The sequence below is a fragment of the Ruminiclostridium papyrosolvens DSM 2782 genome, assembly GCF_029318685.1.
GTDB lineage: Bacteria > Bacillota > Clostridia > Acetivibrionales > DSM-1351 > Ruminiclostridium > Ruminiclostridium papyrosolvens.
This window is the reverse complement of sequence record NZ_CP119677.1, coordinates 2,844,503-2,862,487: the sequence shown is the minus strand read 5'-3', so window position 1 is coordinate 2,862,487 and position 17,985 is coordinate 2,844,503. Positions and strand designations below refer to the sequence as shown.

At 36.7% G+C, this 17,985-nt stretch carries 20 protein-coding genes, 2 tRNA genes, 1 riboswitch and 2 other annotated features (1 of these 25 running past the window's edge); of the genes, 14 read left to right on the top strand and 8 right to left on the bottom strand.

Translation table 11 applies throughout. The features are described 5' to 3' along the window. The first annotated feature begins 29 nt into the window (after positions 1-29). The 3 genes from P0092_RS12735 to P0092_RS12725 all read left to right on the top strand — a co-directional run bounded on the left by P0092_RS12735 (position 30) and on the right by P0092_RS12725 (position 1,124). Positions 30-323 carry a hypothetical protein gene (locus tag P0092_RS12735; protein ID WP_276186912.1) on the top strand — a complete coding sequence of 98 codons (294 nt, stop codon included), beginning with the start codon at positions 30-32 and terminating at the stop codon, positions 321-323. A gap of 83 nt (positions 324-406) precedes the next feature. Beyond that, positions 407-562: a hypothetical protein gene (locus tag P0092_RS12730; protein WP_276186910.1), complete on the top strand. Its 156-nt coding sequence runs from the start codon at positions 407-409 to the stop codon at positions 560-562. Between the two features lie 4 nt (positions 563-566). After that, on the top strand, positions 567-1,124 hold the full coding sequence (locus P0092_RS12725) for a hypothetical protein (protein ID WP_004617801.1): 558 nt from the start codon (positions 567-569) through the stop codon (positions 1,122-1,124). Between the two features lie 159 nt (positions 1,125-1,283). On the opposite strand, the gene P0092_RS12720 is transcribed toward P0092_RS12725, so the two are convergent. After that, positions 1,284-2,738, bottom strand: a complete 1,455-nt coding sequence (locus P0092_RS12720; protein WP_004617803.1) for an alanine/glycine:cation symporter family protein — start codon at positions 2,736-2,738, stop codon at positions 1,284-1,286. An 86-nt stretch (positions 2,739-2,824) separates the two neighbouring features. Continuing rightward, positions 2,825-2,922: riboswitch (glycine riboswitch) on the bottom strand. A gap of 196 nt (positions 2,923-3,118) precedes the next feature. Between P0092_RS12720 and crcB the strand changes: the two genes are divergently transcribed. Further along, positions 3,119-3,499 carry a fluoride efflux transporter CrcB gene (gene crcB / locus P0092_RS12715; protein WP_004617805.1) on the top strand — a complete coding sequence of 127 codons (381 nt, stop codon included), beginning with the start codon at positions 3,119-3,121 and terminating at the stop codon, positions 3,497-3,499. 4 nt (positions 3,500-3,503) lie between these two features. Here the strand turns inward: crcB and P0092_RS12710 are convergent, their stop codons facing one another. After that, entirely contained in the window at positions 3,504-4,238 is a 735-nt protein-coding gene (locus P0092_RS12710; RefSeq protein ID WP_004617808.1) for an NAD-dependent protein deacylase, read from the bottom strand. Positions 4,239-4,403: 165 nt separating this feature from the next. On the opposite strand from P0092_RS12710, the gene P0092_RS12705 reads away from it, so the two are divergent. Further along, positions 4,404-5,156, top strand: coding sequence for an AAA family ATPase (locus P0092_RS12705; protein WP_004617809.1), 753 nt, complete (start codon positions 4,404-4,406; stop codon positions 5,154-5,156). Positions 5,157-5,167: 11 nt separating this feature from the next. On the opposite strand, the gene P0092_RS12700 is transcribed toward P0092_RS12705, so the two are convergent. Beyond that, on the bottom strand, positions 5,168-5,647 hold the full coding sequence (locus tag P0092_RS12700) for an acyl-CoA thioesterase (protein WP_004617811.1): 480 nt from the start codon (positions 5,645-5,647) through the stop codon (positions 5,168-5,170). Positions 5,648-5,878: 231 nt separating this feature from the next. Here P0092_RS12700 and rbr point away from each other — a divergent pair, with 231 nt between their 5' ends. The 4 genes from rbr (at position 5,879) to P0092_RS12680 (ending at position 7,956) form a co-directional block, all read left to right on the top strand. After that, positions 5,879-6,418 carry a rubrerythrin gene (gene rbr, locus P0092_RS12695; protein WP_004617814.1) on the top strand — a complete coding sequence of 180 codons (540 nt, stop codon included), beginning with the start codon at positions 5,879-5,881 and terminating at the stop codon, positions 6,416-6,418. Between the two features lie 85 nt (positions 6,419-6,503). After that, the gene (locus P0092_RS12690; RefSeq protein ID WP_004617816.1) at positions 6,504-6,905 is read left to right on the top strand and encodes a hypothetical protein; all 402 of its coding nucleotides are present in this window, start codon (positions 6,504-6,506) and stop codon (positions 6,903-6,905) included. A gap of 126 nt (positions 6,906-7,031) precedes the next feature. Next, positions 7,032-7,652, top strand: a complete 621-nt coding sequence (locus P0092_RS12685; protein ID WP_004617818.1) for a cyclase family protein — start codon at positions 7,032-7,034, stop codon at positions 7,650-7,652. A 40-nt stretch (positions 7,653-7,692) separates the two neighbouring features. After that, on the top strand, positions 7,693-7,956 hold the full coding sequence (locus P0092_RS12680; RefSeq protein WP_004617819.1) for a GIY-YIG nuclease family protein: 264 nt from the start codon (positions 7,693-7,695) through the stop codon (positions 7,954-7,956). A gap of 37 nt (positions 7,957-7,993) precedes the next feature. On the opposite strand, the gene P0092_RS12675 is transcribed toward P0092_RS12680, so the two are convergent. After that, positions 7,994-8,069 (bottom strand) — tRNA-Lys (locus tag P0092_RS12675). 191 nt (positions 8,070-8,260) lie between these two features. Next, positions 8,261-8,336, bottom strand: a tRNA-Lys gene (locus tag P0092_RS12670). Positions 8,337-8,585: 249 nt separating this feature from the next. On the opposite strand from P0092_RS12670, the gene P0092_RS12665 reads away from it, so the two are divergent. The 4 genes from P0092_RS12665 (at position 8,586) to P0092_RS12650 (ending at position 14,155) form a co-directional block, all read left to right on the top strand. Further along, positions 8,586-9,761 carry a sensor histidine kinase gene (locus tag P0092_RS12665; RefSeq protein ID WP_004617821.1) on the top strand — a complete coding sequence of 392 codons (1,176 nt, stop codon included), beginning with the start codon at positions 8,586-8,588 and terminating at the stop codon, positions 9,759-9,761. Further along, positions 9,758-10,408: a response regulator gene (locus P0092_RS12660; RefSeq protein ID WP_004617823.1), complete on the top strand. Its 651-nt coding sequence runs from the start codon at positions 9,758-9,760 to the stop codon at positions 10,406-10,408. Before P0092_RS12665 ends, P0092_RS12660 begins: the two co-directional genes overlap by 4 nt. 55 nt (positions 10,409-10,463) lie before the next feature. Continuing rightward, positions 10,464-10,689: a binding site (T-box leader), on the top strand. Between the two features lie 75 nt (positions 10,690-10,764). Continuing rightward, on the top strand, positions 10,765-12,429 hold the full coding sequence (locus tag P0092_RS12655; protein WP_004617825.1) for an AMP-binding protein: 1,665 nt from the start codon (positions 10,765-10,767) through the stop codon (positions 12,427-12,429). A gap of 166 nt (positions 12,430-12,595) precedes the next feature. Continuing rightward, positions 12,596-14,155, top strand: a complete 1,560-nt coding sequence (locus P0092_RS12650; RefSeq protein ID WP_004617827.1) for a rhomboid family intramembrane serine protease — start codon at positions 12,596-12,598, stop codon at positions 14,153-14,155. A 65-nt stretch (positions 14,156-14,220) separates the two neighbouring features. Here P0092_RS12650 and pdxT read toward each other — a convergent pair whose 3' ends face one another. Together pdxT and pdxS are read right to left on the bottom strand one after the other, a co-directional pair. Beyond that, the gene (gene pdxT, locus P0092_RS12645; protein ID WP_004617828.1) at positions 14,221-14,790 is read right to left on the bottom strand and encodes a pyridoxal 5'-phosphate synthase glutaminase subunit PdxT; all 570 of its coding nucleotides are present in this window, start codon (positions 14,788-14,790) and stop codon (positions 14,221-14,223) included. Between the two features lie 20 nt (positions 14,791-14,810). After that, positions 14,811-15,689 carry a pyridoxal 5'-phosphate synthase lyase subunit PdxS gene (gene pdxS / locus P0092_RS12640; RefSeq protein ID WP_004617830.1) on the bottom strand — a complete coding sequence of 293 codons (879 nt, stop codon included), beginning with the start codon at positions 15,687-15,689 and terminating at the stop codon, positions 14,811-14,813. Between the two features lie 211 nt (positions 15,690-15,900). Between pdxS and pdxR the strand changes: the two genes are divergently transcribed. Continuing rightward, complete coding sequence (gene pdxR, locus P0092_RS12635; protein ID WP_004617832.1) at positions 15,901-17,322, top strand: MocR-like pyridoxine biosynthesis transcription factor PdxR; 1,422 nt, start codon at positions 15,901-15,903, stop codon at positions 17,320-17,322. Here the strand turns inward: pdxR and P0092_RS12630 are convergent. Further along, complete coding sequence (locus P0092_RS12630; protein ID WP_004617834.1) at positions 17,310-17,813, bottom strand: hypothetical protein; 504 nt, start codon at positions 17,811-17,813, stop codon at positions 17,310-17,312. The two genes, pdxR and P0092_RS12630, sit on opposite strands and share 13 nt — an antisense overlap. 159 nt (positions 17,814-17,972) lie before the next feature. Further along, positions 17,973-17,985, top strand: a binding site (T-box leader) (it continues 245 nt past the right edge of the window).

The window sequence follows — 17,985 nt, the reverse complement described above, 5'->3', positions numbered from 1 at the left end:
ATGTTGATTACAACGGCAAGCCGGCGAATGTGAATCGTTTGATGGAAATAACCGAAAAACTCAATAAGAAAATCCCGGATGTAATGATTATGAGAATACCGAAATTTTTGGCACTGACATCACAGTATCAAAATTTTGATGAATTGTTTAATGAAGACTGTTTAATGTTTTGGATTGGTAAGCATAAAAATTTGAAAAAAATGCTATTTTTGATTGCGCCGATTTTTTGTGCAGAAGAAACGACGGAAAATTCAGATGGCTATATAGTGTACATGAGTGTGTCAACGAACTTGATACCGCTCCGTAAGAAGTCACTGAGTTAAAAGGCGGTTTGTATGCTTCTGCCGTATGCATTGACGGTGATGATGACAGCATTATGAAAGTTGAAAGCAAAATCTTAAATTGGTTGAAAAAAACGAATTTTATGCTTGACGAAGAACGGGACATCATGGGGAACATGACCTATAATGACGATGAAATAAAAAAAGGCCTCGGCTATGAACAGCTACAAAGATATGTACCTATAAAACTAAAGGAAGAAAAGATAGATTTGGAGGCTTAATCAATTGAAAACGATGTTAAGCATTATGAAAAAGCGAAAAAACGGTATTTCCGAGGATATATTGCCTATATTTAAAAGCATTGTGCAAACATACAGCGGAAACGAGTGCGATAACAGGTTTATGGAAGCAATGGGGGAACATCTTACCGAAAAGCAGCGCTTTACGCTCTGGGAACAACATGGGGGCTGTCTGGGTACCGGGCACGATAAAGTCCGTAAAGCGTTTGCGATGGAACACGCAGATAAACCTCTTTGCGTAAGACTGGAACTCTACTTAGACACTTTCATAAAGGATTATACCGGAAAGACACGCAACATCACTTTGGACGAAGAAACTAATACCATAACGATAACATTTGCCTGTGATGAGTGTTACAGACATACACTTAATGGAAAACTCACAGCACCGTTTATGTTATATTATGAAAGTTGTGCGGGAGGGCGCATGTATGCTTTAGAAAAAACACTGGGAATAAAACTCAAAATTAATTCAATGGACATACCCCAGAGCGGAGTAAGCAAAGAAAGTCCCTGCATTTATACGTTTAATATAGTGGGATAACACAATTGATGAAATTGTACCTATTTTGACCTAATGACACATAAAAACAGCTTTCAATATTTTGAAAGCTGTTTTTATGTGTAAATTTAATTAATTGCTTTTTAGCACTTTTGTGACACTCTAAATTTAATGTTTTGCCTTTAAAAATCAAAGCAAAAATTAAGTAAGCTTTCTTTCCTTTATCTTATCAAAATATTTCTTAGTTTCCGCTGCAACAACACCATTAAGTGCTATCAGAGCAATCAGGTTTGGAAAGGCCATCAAGCCGTTGAAAATATCTGATATATTCCAAACAATCTCTATTGTCATAAAGGGGCCTGCGAAAACAGCCAGAATGTACAGCCAACGGAAAACCTTAACTGCTTTCATATTACCGTTTGTCAGATATTCCATGCAACGTTCACTGTAGTAGTTCCAACCGATAATTGTTGTAAAGGCAAAGAACACGAGGCTTATCATAAGGATAAAGGAACCCAGCGTAGGTGCAAAACCAAATCCTTCTTTAAAGGCGTTCTGTGTTACAGCGGCACCTTTAAGTCCTATGTTCCATGAACCTGTAGTTATAATACAGAGACCAGTCATTGTACAGATTATAATTGTATCAATAAAAGTACCTGTCATTGAAACCAGACCCTGACGTACAGGTTCCTGAGTCTTAGCAGCAGCAGCAGCAATAGGGGCGCTTCCTAAACCGGATTCGTTTGAGAATATACCGCGGGCAATACCCATTCTCATGGAATTAAGCATTGAACTTATACCAACACCAATTGCTCCGCCACCCACGGCTTTGAGTCCGAAGGCACCTTCAAAAACCTGAACAAAAGCATCGGGAATTGCCTTTACATTTGCAAAAAGAACTATGAGTGTAGCTATAACATAAGAAATTGCCATAAAAGGGACAATGATTTCCGATACGCTTGCTATTCTTTTTATTCCGCCAATAATAACTAATCCTACACACAAAGTAACGATAACAGCAGTTAATACTATTGCTAATGAATAACTTTTTCCCATAATAGATATTGTATGAAGATTATTGGGATCAAAATAATTACGTACTGCATCAGAAATACCATTAATCTGCACAAAGGTTCCGATACCCATAAGTCCGGCAGCGACTCCGAAAAATGAGAAAGTCTTAGCAAGCCACCCCCATCTTTTGCCCATACCATTTCGTATGTAGTAGAATGGACCGCCTAAAACATGTCCGTTTTCGTCAATGGTACGATATTTTATAGCCAGAAGTCCTTCTGTATACTTAGTAGCCATTCCGAAAAATGCTGCAATCCACATCCAGAATAAAGCGCCGGGACCGCCGGCAACGATTGCAGTTGCAACACCTACTATATTTCCTGTACCGATTGTGGCAGATAGTGCCGTACAAAGTGCACCGAAGCTGGATACTTCACCTTTACCGCCTTCTTCATTTTTAACCATATACTTCAGAGCACGGGGCAGATGTCTGACTTGCAGCATACCGGTTCTTACTGTGAGTAAAATTCCAACGAGCAGAACTAAGATAATTAATGGTAATCCCCAAACAATACCGTCAAACCAAGTAATAAAATTGCTGATCTTTTCAAAAGAAAAGAAACTGATGATTTTGTCTAACATTATTTTTAACCTATCCTTTCTTGAAATTTTTGAAAAACAAAAAAGCCAAAACGAATGTTTTGGCTCTCCAAGAGAAAGACGTTAAGCTATAAAGCTCTGTCCTTTTGCCTGAGAGACCGGCAATGAAAAAACCATTGCCTTGCACCTTCGGCGCCCATTCCTGGGACTCTCCAGAGAGCTGTAAATGCATAAAAAGTCGAATTTATGCATTTACACGCATAAATAATTTATCACATCTTTGAGAATAGTGCAATTATGAAATTGCATTTTGAAAGGAATTTGAGTATAAATATAACCTGGTATATAATAAAAATACACTTACATTTTGATTAACTTGAGAAAATATTTATAATGAAATGGCTTAAGAAGGGGATTTTAAAATGAACGCAATATTTGTGGGACTTGGAGGATTCATTGGGGCAGCATCAAGATATTATATATCAACTTTAATAAATAAGATTAATACAAGTGGTTTTCCTATAGCAACACTAATTATTAACATACTGGGTTCTTTTTTGATAGGATTATTAACACAGCTGCTTGTGGGTTTGTGTCCTGATAACAAAAAATTACAGTTATTTTTAACTACAGGTATTTTAGGAGGGTTTACAACATTTTCAACCTTTAGTCTGGAAACTGTTAACCTTTTTCAGGATGGAAAAGCAGTTTTTGGTGTAGCAAATATTATTTTAAGCATAGCATTTTGCCTTATGGGTGTTGTATTAGGCAAAATGCTTGCTAAAACAATTGTAAATATGTAGTTTTTTATAGAATGGGTTTTACAGCAGTTTCAAGGACTTTTCCCACTGAATCATTTATTACGAGGTCAGCTCTTGAATCATAGGGCGTGGTGCTTTTATTAACAAGAACCAGTTTTTTCCCTCTAAAGTAATCAATAAGTCCTGCTGCAGGATATACAACCAGTGAAGTTCCGCCAATAATAAGAACATCGGCAGTTCTTATTGAATTTATGGCACCGCTTACCACGTCATTATCCAAAGACTCCTCATACAGTACCACATCAGGCTTGATAACACTGTTGCATTTAACACAACGGGGAATAGCTTTTGCATTAAGTATATAATCCAAATCGTAAAAGCTTCTGCATTTAGTACAATAATTTCTGTGAACCGAGCCGTGCAGCTCAAAAACTTTTTTGCTGCCGGCCAGTTGGTGAAGACCATCTATATTCTGTGTTACAACAGCTTTAAGTCTGCCGGCTTCCTCAAGTTTTGCCAGAGCTATATGTCCTGAATTTGGTTTAGCCTCTTTACATATCATTTTAGTTGTATAATATTTGAAAAACTCGTCGGTATGCGAAACAAAAAAACTGTGTGAAAGCATTGTTTCAGGTGAGTACTTTGTGCCGCCGGCTGTCATATAAAGGCCGTTTTCAGACCGGAAATCAGGTATGCCTGACTCGGTACTCATTCCTGCTCCTCCGAAAAATACAATGCTGTCAGCATTTCTTATAATATCTGTCAATATATCAATATTCATAAAAACATCTCCGTCAATGATTATATGATTATTATTACATATTTTTCTAAATAATCAAAGGTTATCAGATAAAATAAACAGAACAAATGTTCTTGATTTATTGAAGAAACCTGTATATAATAGAAATTGATAAACCCTTAGGGAACCTATTACGGAGGAAGAAGGATGCCTAACCTTTTCAATGATTTGTATGTGAGAGAAATTAAACTAAGAGAAGATATTTCGTCCAATGAAAGCTATGTTTTTTCTTTACCTGTTGTCAGGAATCTTGGACCTTTGAGTATAAATAAGAAAGTAACCTTTTTTGTAGGTGAAAACGGTACCGGAAAATCAACTTTACTAGAGGCTATTGCCGTAAATTTAGGGTTTAATCCTGAGGGTGGCACAAAAAATTTTAATTTTTCTTCAGTAGAAACACATTCTACGTTATATAAAAATCTCATTGTTGCAAAGGGTGTAAAAAGACCGAAAGATGGTTTTTTTCTAAGAGCTGAAAGCTTCTATAATGTTGCAAGTGAGATTGACAGGCTTGATAAGGCTGCACCAAACCCATTCATACATATATATGGAGGAAAATCTCTGCACGATCAGTCCCATGGAGAAAGCTTCATGTCACTGATATTGAACAGGTTTGGAGGGAACAGCCTGTATGTACTTGATGAACCTGAAGCTGCACTGTCCCCGACCAGACAGATGACACTACTGGTTCGTATAAATGAGCTTGTCAAACAAAACTGTCAGTTTATTATAGCTACCCATTCGCCTATTCTATTGGCTTATCCAGATGCAGATATTTTCACAATAGATGAGAATGGGATTAAGTTGACTCAGTATGAGGAAACTGAGCATTATATTGTAACCAGACAATTTCTTAACAATCCTCAAAAAATGCTCAGGTATTTATTTGATTCTGATTAATCAGTGCTATATCAGAACTCTTCACGGCGTCTTTGCTTTCTTAGTTCACAGCGTTTTCTGGCGGCTTCCCATTCTGCTTTCTCTTCTTCTGTTTCCAGGATTATTCCCGGAGCGGGAACAGGAAGGTCATTATTATCCAATGCAACGAGAACCAGATATGCTCTGTTTATCATGCGACGTGTTCCGTTGAGTTCTTCCACAAAGGTATCTACTCTTACTTCCATTGACGTATTTCCTACATAAGTAATCTGACCCAGTAAAAATATAGTACTATTTACGTAAGCAGGTGCTTTGAATTGTAAATTGTCTATGGATGCTGTAGTTACATTACAGCCGGAATGCCTTCTGGCAACAACAGCTGCAACAACGTCAATCCACTCCATAAGCTTGCCGCCAAAAAGACGGTTAAACCCGTTTATATGTTCAGGCATTAGTATTTGAATTTGCTCAGTTCTGGAATCAGATACCTTTTTGCTAATTGATTTATCCATGATAATCAGCCTCCTGTGCTATGTCTATTATTATTAATATTAATCAATATCTTTTGTTTAACATTATAACTTATATAAGCAAACATAGTATTGGCATAATTCATTAAAATTACCTTTGTGTGATATAATTTATCATTAGTTTTTTTCTGAAAAGGGTGGTTTCAAATCAAGAAAACTATGGTATAACATTATTAATATATTATTATTTTAAAAAACAGGAGGTAACTTCAATTGAGTAACTTAAAGGGAACTAAGACAGAAGCAAACCTTATGGCTGCATTTGCAGGGGAATCACAGGCAAGAAACAAGTATACATATTATGCATCGAAAGCAAAAAAAGAGGGATATGAGCAAATAGCAGCATTGTTTACGGAAACAGCAAATAATGAAAAAGAGCATGCTAAAATATGGTTTAAACTTCTACATGATGGTATAGGCGATACTGCATCCAATCTCAAGGATGCTGCAAGCGGCGAGCATTATGAATGGACCGATATGTATGCGCAATTTGCAAAAGAGGCAAAAGAAGAAGGTTTTGATAAAATAGCTTATCTTTTTGAAGCTGTAGCAGAAATTGAAAAAGAGCATGAGGAGAGATATCTGGCTCTTTTAAAGAATGTTGAAGGTAATGCAGTATTTATTAAAGATGAAAAAGTAATATGGCAGTGCGCAAACTGCGGACACATTCACGTAGGAGAAACAGCTCCTCAAGTATGTCCTGTATGCGACCATCCTCAAGCATACTTCCAGATTCTTGCAAAAAATTATTAATTAGCATTAATTACTACCTTAAACAATTAATATTAAAATAATAATGGTGAAAAATAAGTAATAAATACTTCGAGGTGATTTTATTTTGAAACGTATTTTATCTTATTTATTAGCTATTGCATTATTGCTGCCGGGCTTTATAAACTACAAAGGTTTAAAGGACGGGAGTATAGATGTGACAAATAGGCAAAGCAACTTCCAAGCACAAAATGACGGAGGAATAGAAATTGTTGCTAGAAGACCGTATATCAAACGAGGAGAAATAGGGGTACTTGCAATAAAGGTTGCACCAGGCTCAAATTGCAGAATTATTGCATCCTATAAAATCAACGGGAGAGATTACTCATCTGTAAGAAATTTGGTTGCAGGTAAGGATGGAAATCTTTTATGTACTTGGAAGGTAGACGAGAAAACGGATACCGGGACATATAATATAGACATTACCTGCGGTGCAAGCAGTGTTGTTACCACTTATAGCGTACAATAATAACAAAAGGCTTCATTTTGCTGAGGTTAAATCGGCTTTATGAAGCCTTTTTGTTATTAATTTTACCTGAGTTCATAAAAACGGTATAATTGATATAGACTATAAAAATTATTAGGAAGTAAAAATATGAAACTAATAGATTTATCTCGTGATATATTTAACAATATGCCTGTTTATCCCGGGGACGCTTGTGTGAAAGTGTGCCATACCCATAAATTTTCCCAAGAACAGTATAATAATCATTGGATTGAAACAGGAATGCACGTTGGAACTCATGTTGATGGGGCAATGCACTTGACTGATGTTTATGAATACATATGTGACTATCCTTTGGAAAGATTTTATGGCCCTGCATGCCTAATACATACCTTTGGTAAAAGCGTTTTAGAAGCAGAAAACAGCCATTTGCAAACTATGCGGGGAAAGAGTATAGTATTGATTCATACCGGGATGGATAGATTTTACGGACAGGATATCTATTATAGTAATCACCCCGTGCTTGACCTGTCATTTTGCAGAATGCTGGTAAACCAAGGGGTTAAATTGGTGGGAATGGATTCACCTTCACCTGACAAATTCCCTTATGAAATGCACAAATACTTGCTGGGCAACGGTGTTCTGCTGCTGGAAAATCTAACTAATCTGGACAAAATCCCGTCAGGATCTGATTTTGAATTAATGGCATTTCCTTTAAAGATTAGGGCTGATTCCTGTATGGTGAGGGCTGTTGCTAAAATACTTGTTTAGAATATTAAATATTTACATATTAGAGGTGTTTTTTAAAAAAATGTATTACGTTTATGTTTTACAATGTGCTGACAAGACACTGTATACAGGGTATACGAATGATTTGCAAAAAAGAATTAAAGTGCATAATCTGGGCAAGGGAGCAAAATATACAAGAGCAAGACTTCCTGTGACTCTTGTGTATTACGAAGAGGTGGAAACTAAATCTATAGCGTTATCAAGAGAACACGGCATCAAAAAAATGACCAGAAAGCAAAAAGAAATATTAATTTCAACACAAAATGATTTACTAGAAGTATTTTAACAAAAATAAAAACCGTTTGAATAATCAAACGGTTTTTTGGTGCGCCATCACGGGGTCGAACCGGGGACACCCTGATTAAGAGTCAGGTGCTCTACCAACTGAGCTAATGGCGCATACTTAATATTCAAGGGCTTACCTCGCCCGAACACTTTTATATTATAAGAGCAATATTTGATAATGTCAACAACAAAATATTTATTTATCTGAAAAAAATGTAGAATTCTTATTGTTGGTTCTTGGGAACAATATTTTATACTTTATAAAAAACAAAAACCGCTTAGCCTTAGAGATAAGCGGTTTTGTTTGGTGCGCCATCACGGGGTCGAACCGGGGACACCCTGATTAAGAGTCAGGTGCTCTACCAACTGAGCTAATGGCGCATATTTAATTTAAGGACTTGCCGTCCGAACACTTTTACATTATAAGAGCTGATAGTATTATTGTCAACACTTAATTTCAAAAAATATTATAAAATTTTCAATTAAATGCACGGTGCTTTTTGCTAATATTTATATATTAAGATATTTTTTATAATATTTATTGTAGGAAAAATAGATATTAGGTAAAATATACTATAGTGTAGAAATATTCACCTGCTGTTTGCGGGATTATAAAGATTGGACAAAAACATGAGAAGCTATAAAAATAATTCTGTACAGATGAATGATATAATTACAAAAACTATAAAATCTATTGAATCAGGTAAGAACGAGATTATTGAAATTGCTGAGAACTCAAGAAAGGAATGCAAAAGACTTGAAGATGAATTAGTAACACTAAAACAGCAGGTCTTTGAAATTGTCAGTGTAATCGAAAATCTGGAACATGACCTTAAACTAAGTAAAAAGAAACTATATGATGTAAATAAGGAATTTAACAGGCATAGTCAGAATGAGCTTGCCAAGGCTTACCAGACTGCAGATAATATAAGAGTTGAACTTGCGGTAAGGCGTGAACAGGAGACCTTTCTCATTAGAAGAAGAAACGACCTTGAAATAAGAATAAAGGAATGCCTGAAAACTCTGGAAAGGGCAGATAGCCTCATAGGACATGTGAGCATCGCTCTGGACTATCTTAGCGGAGATTTGCAAAATGCAGGGGAGCAGTTGGATAATTTGCAGCAGAGGCAGTTTCTCGGAATCAAGATTATAGAGGCTCAGGAGGAAGAACGCAAAAGAGTTGCCCGAGAAATTCACGATGGTCCTGCACAATCAATGTCAAATATTGTTATTAAAGCTGAGATTTGTGAGCGTCTGATGGATAAAGATGTTAATGAAGCAAGAAAAGAACTGCAGAACCTTAAAAAAGTTATGAGAGAAGGTCTTCAGGAGGTCAGAAAGATAATATATAACCTAAGACCTATGGCTCTTGATGATTTAGGGTTACTGCCGACTTTAGAGCGTTATGTAATTTCATTCAAAGAAGAAACGGGGATTGATGTTCAGCTCAGATCCAGAGCAATTAATGAAGAAATTAAGCCCGTCATATCACTTGCGGCTTTCAGAATTGTACAGGAATCCTTGAATAATGTACTAAAACACGCACAGGCAAAAAGAGTTTCAATTCTTTTGGAGCATGTCAACCAAAAATTAATTATCATCATTGCTGATAATGGTGTTGGATTTAACACTAAGAATGTTAAAACAATAGAGCCTGAAAGTACTGGCGGATTTGGCCTTTTTAGCATGAAAGAGAGGGTGACCCTGCTTGAAGGAGAGGTGGATATAGTATCACAGGTCGGAGTAGGAACTAAAATTACGATTCATATACCATTACTGGATGAAGGGGAGGACTCTCAGAAATGAATAAAATTAGGGTAATGATTGCAGATGACCATGCTATGGTTCGACAAGGATTAAAAACTATCCTTGAGTTGGAGGAAGATATTTGCGTGGTTTCGCAGGCATCTAATGGCGAGGAAGCTGTTGCCATGTCCAAAAAGATAAGGCCTGATATTATCCTGATGGATATAAATATGCCTGTTATAAATGGTCTTCAGGCCATTAAAATGTTAAAGCAGGAGCCTGTAAATTATAAAATAATTGTGTTGACGCTGCATCAGGACAGAGAATATCTGTTTAAGACATTACAGCTTGGATGTGAGGGTTATGTTTTAAAGGATGCGGAATCATCAGTGCTGATAGAGGCAATAAGAAGTGTTTACCATGACCAAACATACATACAGCCTAATATGACCGGCGAGCTTGTAAAGGAATTTAACAGAGTAACACTATATGAACAGGATAAATCTATTGCAAACAACCTGACCAATCGAGAAGTGGAAGTTTTAAAACTTATAGCAGAGGGAATGATTAATAAAGAAATTGCTAAAACCCTTTATATAAGCGAAAAAACTGTTAAAAACCATATATCAAACATATTCAAAAAGCTTGACGTTAATGATAGAACTCAGGCAGCCATATATGCATTCAAACATAATATAAAAGTATAAAAAGTATTGACACTTAGTTTGTCGACATAGTATTATATTAATAATTTCCAATAAAAACAGTGCAGTGAATGGGAATAGTAAACCGTACATAAGTCAGTAGAGAGCTGTCGGCTGGTGAAAGACAGAGGCTTTGAAGGTTGAAGCTCGCCCAAGAGCATTTTTGGCTGAAATAGAAATATGTAGGCTGAAACGGTTTTCACCGTTATATGATTTAAAGAGAATTTCTTTAATAAGGAATTAACTTGAGTGGTACCGCGGAAACATAGCTTTTCGTCTCATGATTACGAGACGGAAGGCTTTTTATTTTTTTAAACATTTTATGAATAGGGTTACAATTTAACTTGGAGGTGTTGGTTGTGGAGAAACTGATAGAGATTACGGTTGGTAGTTTACTAGATGATATGGCAAAGAGATATCCTGATCATGACTGTGCATTATACACAGACCGCCCATTCAGAAAAACTTATTCTGAATTCAACCAGCTTTGCAATAAAGTTGCAAAGAGTTTTCTGAAAATGGGGATTAAAAAGGGCGATCATATTGCTATTTGGGCAACAAACGTACCGGAATGGCTTGTTACACTGTTTGCTTCAGCAAAAATAGGTGCTGTTCTTGTAACGGTAAACACTAACTATAAAGTATTTGAGCTTGAATATTTGCTAAAACAATCGGATACAAATACATTGGTTCTTTTAGATGGTTTTAAAGATTCCAATTACATACAGATTATTAATGAACTTTGTCCTGAATTAAAGAACTCTGAAGCGGGTAATTTTCACAGCGAAAAGCTGCCGTATCTGAAAAATGTCATAAGTGTCAGTGCTGAGAAGCATCCGGGAATGTTCAACTGGGACGATATTATTGAATTTGGCAGAGATATTTCTGACGAAGAGCTTTATAACATCAGCAATAGTCTTGATTGCCACGATGTTATAAATATGCAGTACACTTCAGGAACTACAGGTTTTCCAAAGGGTGTAATGCTTACACATTATAACATTATAAATAATGGTATGTGCATAGGCGATTGTATGCATTTTACCTATGCAGATAAACTTTGTATTCCTGTTCCGTTTTTCCATTGCTTTGGATTGGTGCTTGCAATAATGGCCTGTGTAACACATGGAACAACTATGGTTCCTATTGATTATTATTCTCCGATAAAGGTAATGAATGCAATTCAGAGTGAGGGTTGTACGGCAGTGCATGGAGTACCTACAATGTACATAGCCATGCTTGAACATCCTGATTTTGGTAAATTTGATTTTTCTTCATTAAGAACCGGGATTATGTCAGGTTCACCATGTCCTATAAAAGTTATGGAAGCAGTTGTCGAAAAAATGAATATGAAGGATATTACTATTCCTTATGGTCAGACGGAGGCTTCTCCTGTGTGTACTCAAACAAGAATAGGTGACAGCCTTGAACTCAGGGTTTCGACTGTGGGTCGTTCTCTTCCGTTTATTGAATGTAAGATTGTTGATCCAGAAACAAATCAGGATCTTCCAGACGGTGTTCCCGGAGAATTTGTTGCCAGAGGCTACAATGTTATGAAGGGTTATTACAAGATGCCTGAAGCAACCGCACAGGCCATAGATGCTGACGGGTGGCTTCATACAGGAGATTTGGCAACAAGGGATGAAAATGGATACTACAAGATTACCGGAAGAATAAAGGATATGATTATCAGAGGCGGAGAAAACATTTATCCAAAGGAAATAGAAGAGTTTTTATACACTCTGCCGGAAATAAAGGATGTACAGGTAATTGGTGTTCCTTCTAAAGTATATGGAGAGGAAATAATGGCCTGTGTTATACTTAAAGAGGGTTGTAGCTTGACGGAAGAACAGGTTAAAGCAGCAGTAAAAGCTAATATGGCAAGGCATAAAACTCCTAAATTTGTTGGCTTTTTAGACAGTTTCCCAATGACTGCAAGCGGAAAGATTCAGAAGTACAAAATGAGGGAAAATGCTATTGCTCAATTGGGACTTGAAGATGAAGCAGCTATAGAGACTGCGTAATGTGTTGCCAATTGACTTAATCAATATTATAATAATATAGAAGTAATTAATTGCCAGTTTAATACTGGCAATTTTTTATATATGGGGGTTATTACTAAGGCTTCTGACTTTGTGGGTGCAATACTTTTTAAATACGGAGCCGTAAATATTGGAGGATTTATTTCAAATGAAAAATAATTATTTAAGTTCACTTGTGAGATATCTTGTGGAAAAGGACTATTACCACCTGATATCAGCTGATAATCAGATACCTGATTTATCTAATGGTATTGTAAGTATGATAAGAGAGATTCAAGGAACTTCTGTATTTGTTGAAATTATTGACGCAGACAGGTACACAATAGAGCAAATACGCAACATTATGTTAAATGGTGCTGCGATGCTGAATAATATTCAAGGTAGTAACGCATATATTTTCAAGGTTTTTTTGTTTGAAAATACAACTGATATGGATAAAGTCGAAATTATTAAGCAACATCAGATGGATATTACCTCGGAGAAGCGTTTTATGAAATGTATTTCTTTAAACATTTCGGAAAAACAGGTAGAGAAGTATTTCAGTGTTCCGGCTTTTGACGCCGGATTGGTAAAGTCTTTTAAAAGGTTTTTTTCAAAGGGCCTTGAAAAAAGAGAAACCGATTATAAGGATATAGAAGACATTATTGAGAACAGAAAAAAGGACTTTGAAATTCAGTTCAAGGCTAAAACACCATGGCTGACATATATTATTATCGCAATGAATGTACTTATGTATGGCTTGTTGCGGCTTGTAGCCATGAAAACAGGAACTTCTTATGAACAACAGCTGGAACCTTTTGGAGCCAAGGTAAATAATCTCATTATGGAAGGCCAGTATTGGAGATTTTTTACACCTATGTTTTTGCATGCTGATATTGTTCACTTGGCTGTAAACTGCTATTCCATCTATATTATAGGGGCTCAGGTGGAAAAAATATTCGGACGAGGCAGATTTTTGGCCATCTACTTTGTAGCGGGTCTCATTGGCTCAGCGGCAAGTTTTGCTTTCTCGCTAAATTCCTCTGTAGGGGCATCAGGTGCAATATTCGGTTTAGTGGGAGCCATGCTGTATTTCTCGTTACGACGTCCCGCTCTTTTAAAAAGCAGTTATGGTGTGAATCTTATTACTATGATTGTGATAAACCTTGCTTATGGGGTTATGAACAAAAGAATAGACAACCATGCACACATAGGCGGTTTGGTGGGAGGGTTCCTGACCACAGGAGCAGTGTATTCTTACCAAGAAAAAAATGGAAAAACCTTACTGAAAAAAGTCACATCAATTTTGCTTGCAGCAGTAATTGCTGTGGGATTGCTATTTTACGGTTTTAATAATGATATAAATGTTCTTTCGCCTAAGCTGGCTGCCTTGGAGGGCTTTGATACTCAGAATAACTGGCCGGAGTCGGAAAAAAAGGCAGAGGAAATTCTTGAGCTGAAGCTATCTGATAAAGATATAAAGACCAGAGTATTGTGGTCTTTAATCAGGGCTGAGGTAAATCAGGGAAAATTTGATGAGGGCATTAAGGATACAAAGGCTTTAGCTGAACTAAATCCTGCTGACGGACATTATCTCCTTGGATTCATATACTATAATACAAAAGACTTTGATAAAGCAAAGCAGGAGCTTGAGGAAGCCGAAAAAGCAGGCTCATCAAATACTGAAAATATTAAGGAATTGCTTTCAAATATTGAAAAACTCAAATAAGAAAGTAAAGTAAGAAAGGCATATTAACCAATAAAAATGTGGTTAATATGCCTTTAATTTATGTGTCATATCATTTCTGAAAAGTACCTGTGAAAGCTAAGGTCATTCGTAAGTTCGGGATGAAAGGATGTGGCCAGCATATTGTTCTGTCTGCATGCAACTATATTATCGTTTACACGCAGGATAACCTCCACCTGTGGGGCCACATCAACCACATAAGGCGCTCTGATAAAAACCAAGGGGATTTTTTCAGAAGAAAGAGCTGGAAGGGAAACTTCCGTAGTAAAGCTATCCAGTTGTCTACCATATCCATTTCTTACAACATTTATATCCATTACTTCCAGATGACGCCTAGGGTCATTTGTGATTTCCTTGGCAAGAATAATCATTCCTGCACAGGTTCCCCAGACTGGCATCCCTGACTTTATTCTTGCTTTTAAGGGCTCAGTAAGATTAAAATCACAAATAAGCTTACCTATTGCAGTGCTTTCACCACCGGGAATAATAAGTCCGTCTATTGCAGCAATGTCCTCTTTATATTTTACGCTACATGGGTCAACATCGGGTATTTTAGACAGTTTATCCAAATGCTCGGAAATGGCACCCTGCAAGCCTAATACACCTATTTTTTTCATTTTTAGTCCTTTCTGTAAGTTTACCAACCTCTGGAGGCATACAGGCTGTTGCCTGAAAGTTCTCTTACATCTATTGAATCCATTGCTGTACCCAATTCTTCAGAAACTTCTGCGATGATTTTAGGGTCGTTATAATAAGTAGTCGCCTTTACAATAGCCTGAGCTCTCTTTGCAGGGTCTGAGGATTTGAATATCCCTGAACCAACGAATACACCATCGCATCCAAGCTGCATCATTAATGCCGCATCTGACGGAGTTGCGATTCCGCCTGCTGCAAAGTTAATAACGGGAAGTTTACCGTTTTCATGAACATATAGTACAAGGTCGTATGGAGCTGCCAGTTCCTTTGCTATGGTCATAAGTTCCTGTTTGGATGCACTCTGAACCTTTCTGATTTCGTTTGTAACAGTTCTCATGTGTCGGACTGCTTCAACAACATTACCTGTGCCGGCTTCACCTTTTGTCCTTATCATGGATGCACCTTCGCCAATTCTTCTGAGAGCTTCTCCGAGATTTTTTGCACCGCATACAAAGGGAACCTTAAATGTATGCTTATCAATGTGAAATTCTTCATCGGCGGGGGTCAATACTTCGCTTTCATCAATATAGTCGACTGAAAGGGCTTCAAGTACCTGCGCTTCAACAAAATGTCCGATTCTAACCTTGGCCATAACAGGAATTGATACGGCGCTCTGTATATCTTTTATCATTTTGGGATCGGACATTCTTGCAACTCCTCCGGCTTTTCTTATGTCAGAAGGAACTCTTTCAAGAGCCATTACAGCAACGGCGCCTGCTTTTTGTGCAATTTCCGCTTCCTTCGCATTTACTACATCCATTATTACTCCGCCTTTGAGCATCTGTGCCAGATTTTTGTTTAATTCATATCTCTCATTCATAATACATACCCCTTTACTTTTATTTAAAATTAAAATATACTAATTGTACCGATACACTAGCGTGCATTTACGGCTAAATTTTGTATATTTTTACACAGAAAAAATTAATTGTCAATATGAATTTTAAAAAAATTAAATAATTAACTGGCGGACACGTAGTCAAAATAGAGTATATGGGGCTTGTGTCTGTTAGTTTGAAAGCAGAGGCTATATGAAAATTGTATCGATACAATTATTAAATGAGGAACAACCAAAATATTTACAGTTATTTAACAGTATCAAAGAACAGATTTCACAGGGGGAAATGAAACCTGGAGAGCGTCTTCCTGCAATAAGGAGCCTTGCTTCCCAATTGGGAGTGAATACCAGTACGGTAGTTAATGCATATAAACAGCTTGAGAGCAACAGCTATATAACAGCCAAAAAAGGTAGCGGATATTTTGTGTCCAATACCAAAACCGGAAAGGAAGATATAAATTTTTCCAGTGATTTGGGATTGTTCAAGGATACCTCTGTTATTAACTTTGCAAGTGCAACTCCGCACCCGTCAATTTTTCCTATTGAATCATTTAAAGCTTGTATAAATGAGGTGTTGGAAAGAGACAAAGGCTTTGCTTTCGGGTATGACGAGAGTAACGGCTACAGACCTTTGAGACAGTCAATTCTTGATTATTTTAACAGGGAGTATTCGATTTTCGTTGAAAATGAGAATTATCTCCAAATTGTTTCAGGGGCACAACAGGGCATAGATATTATAGGAAAAGTACTTTTAAACCCCGGTGATTATGTTGTAACGGAAACCCCTACTTATGATGGTGCCGTTGCAGCATTTAAATCAAGGGGTGCAAGGATTATCAGTGTAAACATGGATAAAGATGGGATGGACATGGAAGAACTCGAAAAAAAGATTCGTATCTGCAAGCCTAAGCTGATATATGTTATGTCCAGATATCAGAATCCGACTACGGTATGCTACAGCGAAGAAAAGCTAAAAAAGTTGCTGCTTCTGGCAAAAGAGAACCAACTGTATATTGTCGAAGACGATTCTATGTCAGAGTTATATTTTGAAAAGGAAAAACCTATGCCTCTTAAAGCTTTGGATATTGATAATGAATGTGTAATTTACCTGAAAAGTTTTTCTAAAATTCTAATGCCGGGTCTAAGAGTAGGGTGCATGGTTATACCTAATAAGCTTCTAAGCGATTTTACTAAAATAAAGCATACTAGTGATATTTCTTCATCAGGATTGATACAAAGGTCCTTAGACTTATATTTCAGAAGCGAAAAGTGGGAAGAACATTTACAGTATATGAAGGAGATTTACAGAGGTAGGTTTGAAGTTATGCTTACCGCATTGGAAAGATTGCAAAAGTATGGGGTAAAATATGAAAAGCCGGGTGGAGGGTTGTACTTCTGGGTAAGGTTGCCCCGTTATCTTAGCGCAAAGCTATTTTATCAAAAGTGCAAAGCAAATGGTCTTGTATTTATTCCATCAGGTATTTTTTATGATAATATACACAAAAACTGTGATGATTATATAAGGCTTAGTTTCGCATCTGCCGGAATTGACCAAATCAGTGAAGGCATGGCGATTTTAGAAAAGTGCCTTCAAAGCAAATATCAGGAAGAATAATTAAGACGTCTGAATCTTCCGAAAAGCTTGTTTCTATAGTATTTAATATAGGTACTTTGACTTAATCCATAATCAATTAAGACGGGGACATCCTTAACGATTCCCCAGCTTGACGCTCTCTTTAAGTCACCACTGCCTATTTTTTTACTTTCTATATCTTCTGCAAATAAGGGCCTTTTAATAAGGTCGTTCATTTTTTGTACTTTGTAGTACCTTAAAACGGTTCTGATATCAGTGATTCTTTTAGCTTTTACCATTATAAGATATCTGTGATTTTCAGAAGCAGCAAGAATTTCGGCAAAAAAGTCTGACTTGCAGGATTGATAAGTAGAATGCTCGGTTTCGTTCTGTAAAATGCCTCTGACATCTTTGGCTACCTTAACTACATAACCATTTCCCAAGTCATATACAATGCGGCATGAACCTGAACCGATAAGCTTGTAGTTATTTTTTTTCAGATTATTAATAAGCTCATTGAAGTCAAAATTCATTATGTGCTTTGCTCCTTTTCAATAAAGTACATTACAGTTTATTCCAATGGGTAGATTGTGTGATTTTTTATTATAAGTGAGCAGATAAGTGGTAAAAATTAAAATAGTAGCCTTGACGGCGGTTGGGTAATTGATGTATTATTAATTTAATATTATATTCTAAATATGATGA

Bases quoted from the DNA above. Each gene is read 5' to 3' on its own strand.
- P0092_RS12630 (WP_004617834.1), bottom strand. From the start codon at position 17,813: ATGAATTTTGACTTCAATGAGCTTATTAATAATCTGAAAAAAAATAAC.
- P0092_RS12660 (WP_004617823.1), top strand. From the start codon at position 9,758: ATGAATAAAATTAGGGTAATGATTGCAGATGACCATGCTATGGTTCGA.
- pdxR (WP_004617832.1), top strand. From the start codon at position 15,901: ATGAAAATTGTATCGATACAATTATTAAATGAGGAACAACCAAAATAT.
- P0092_RS12700 (WP_004617811.1), bottom strand. From the start codon at position 5,647: ATGGATAAATCAATTAGCAAAAAGGTATCTGATTCCAGAACTGAGCAA.
- crcB (WP_004617805.1), top strand. From the start codon at position 3,119: ATGAACGCAATATTTGTGGGACTTGGAGGATTCATTGGGGCAGCATCA.
- pdxS (WP_004617830.1), bottom strand. From the start codon at position 15,689: ATGAATGAGAGATATGAATTAAACAAAAATCTGGCACAGATGCTCAAA.
- P0092_RS12705 (WP_004617809.1), top strand. From the start codon at position 4,404: ATGCCTAACCTTTTCAATGATTTGTATGTGAGAGAAATTAAACTAAGA.
- P0092_RS12710 (WP_004617808.1), bottom strand. From the start codon at position 4,238: ATGAATATTGATATATTGACAGATATTATAAGAAATGCTGACAGCATT.
- P0092_RS12720 (WP_004617803.1), bottom strand. From the start codon at position 2,738: ATGTTAGACAAAATCATCAGTTTCTTTTCTTTTGAAAAGATCAGCAAT.
- pdxT (WP_004617828.1), bottom strand. From the start codon at position 14,790: ATGAAAAAAATAGGTGTATTAGGCTTGCAGGGTGCCATTTCCGAGCAT.
- P0092_RS12650 (WP_004617827.1), top strand. From the start codon at position 12,596: ATGAAAAATAATTATTTAAGTTCACTTGTGAGATATCTTGTGGAAAAG.
- P0092_RS12680 (WP_004617819.1), top strand. From the start codon at position 7,693: ATGTATTACGTTTATGTTTTACAATGTGCTGACAAGACACTGTATACA.
- P0092_RS12685 (WP_004617818.1), top strand. From the start codon at position 7,032: ATGAAACTAATAGATTTATCTCGTGATATATTTAACAATATGCCTGTT.
- P0092_RS12665 (WP_004617821.1), top strand. From the start codon at position 8,586: ATGAGAAGCTATAAAAATAATTCTGTACAGATGAATGATATAATTACA.